Source organism: Streptomyces sp. NPDC033221, assembly GCF_055577005.1.
The window spans coordinates 1-1,551 of record NZ_JBVIQN010000096.1 but is presented as its reverse complement, the minus strand read 5'-3'; the positions used below and the strand labels follow the sequence as shown (position 1 = coordinate 1,551).

Below are 1,551 nucleotides of genomic sequence, written 5' to 3'. Positions count from 1 at the left end.
CGCCTCAGCTGCCCAGCCTGACAGGCCGTCCGTCCGCACCCCAAGCGCCTACGGCCGCGCAGCGGACAAGACCGCCACATGAGACGGCGTCTAAGAGGTACCGAGCCGTCGCCACGCGATACGACAAATTGGCGGTCCGCTACGAGGCGACCGTCCTCGTCGCGGCCATCAACGAATGGCTGTGACCAGCGCTCGTGATACACGCCGACAAAGAGTCCACAAGCGTGGAACTGCGGTCACTCCCCGACTGTGTCGAGGAGGATCTGCGCCAGTTCGCGCGGTTGGGAGAACATCGGCCAGTGGCCGGTGTCCATCTCGATCAGCCGCCAGTACTCGCTGACCAGTAGCTTTGCCACGTCGTCGCTCGGCTCGGGGTCACCGAGCGTGCACTTGATGTACGTCGCCGGGAGGTCACTGAGCGGCCGTTCCAGCACGGCGGGTTCGGTCAGCGTGGTGCCCGGGTGCGGCGTCGAACCGCCCACGATCCGTGCGATCTGCTCATCGGTGAGACCGTGACCCTCGAAGTGGGCCGCAGGCGCGACCGGCCAAAATCCCCCGTTCTCGGCGATCGATGTCCTCACCATCACCCCGCCGTCCGGCCAGGAGGAGACGAACGGTTCGCCATCGGCCGGAACACTGGAGTCGACGAAGACCACGCCTGCCAGCCGGTCGCCGACCCGCTCGGCGGCCTGACCGACTGGGATGCCCGAGTAACTGTGACCTACCAGGGTGACGTCGCGCAGATCCTGACGCTCGACCTCGTCAACGATGTCCTGAACGTGGGTCTGCTGCCCGGCCGGCACACCCTGCTTCTCGGCGAGACCGGACAGCGTCAGCGGGTAGACGCCGTGGCCGGCCGCTTTCAGATGCGGCACCACCTCATCCCACGCCGACGATCCGAGCCGCGCACCTGCAACCAGCACGTAGTCCGCCATGGCCGCACCATAGCGAAGCGACCCAACAGCCACTCCAGAAAAACTTTCGATACACGCCCTAACCTGCTGGTCTGGCCGACTGCGGATGTGTTGGCGATCTTCCGGTTCCATGCCGTCGATGAAGTCGACTTCGATGTCGATCTGCGGGAGTTGCAGGGCCAGGAGCGACTTGATGTGTTCTGCGGCTTCCTCCGGGAGATCGGGCGGCGGGTGGGCAAGCCGGTGCTGATGGCCCCGGAGGGCGACGACGGCCATCCGGTGCTCGGCTTCGATGTCGAAACTGATCGAGTCGTTCTCCTCGCAGACCCGCAGGTCAGGTGACCGCGACCGACGGCTGGGGTTCGTAGAAGGTTCCATCGCCGAGCATGGCGAAGAGAACGTCGGCCCGTCGTCGGGCGAGGCAGAGCAGGGCCTGGGTGTGGTGTTTGTCCTGGGCGATCTTCTTGTCGCAGTAGGCCCTGGACGCGGGGTCGCCCGGGGTGGCGAAGGCTCTGTTCGCTGCGGATGGCCGGGGCGAGACCGGCCTAGGAGTTGTCTTCAAATGTCACGCCCACATCAGGAGCGATGCAAGGGTGACGGCTGCTCGGTAGGACTCGGTGGTCTTCTCGTAGCGGGT

1 protein-coding gene and 3 pseudogenes are annotated in these 1,551 nt (G+C 65.7%); 2 read left to right on the top strand and 2 right to left on the bottom strand.

Going from position 1 to position 1,551, the window contains the following annotated elements:
• A pseudogene (locus ACZ53K_RS42675) lies at nt 1–185 on the top strand (IS5 family transposase); the annotation flags it as partial.
• A 51-nt stretch (nt 186–236) separates the two neighbouring features.
• Here ACZ53K_RS42675 and ACZ53K_RS42670 read toward each other — a convergent pair.
• Complete coding sequence (locus ACZ53K_RS42670) at nt 237–935, bottom strand: alpha/beta fold hydrolase (RefSeq protein WP_468848537.1); 699 nt, start codon at nt 933–935, stop codon at nt 237–239.
• Nucleotides 936–992: 57 nt separating this feature from the next.
• Here ACZ53K_RS42670 and ACZ53K_RS42665 point away from each other — a divergent pair.
• Nucleotides 993–1,256, top strand: a pseudogene (locus tag ACZ53K_RS42665) (hypothetical protein); the annotation flags it as partial.
• Here ACZ53K_RS42665 and ACZ53K_RS42660 read toward each other — a convergent pair.
• Nucleotides 1,249–1,425, bottom strand: a pseudogene (locus tag ACZ53K_RS42660) (IS110 family transposase); the annotation flags it as partial. The pseudogenes ACZ53K_RS42665 and ACZ53K_RS42660 overlap by 8 nt on opposite strands.
• Between the last annotated feature and the right edge of the window lie 126 nt (nt 1,426–1,551).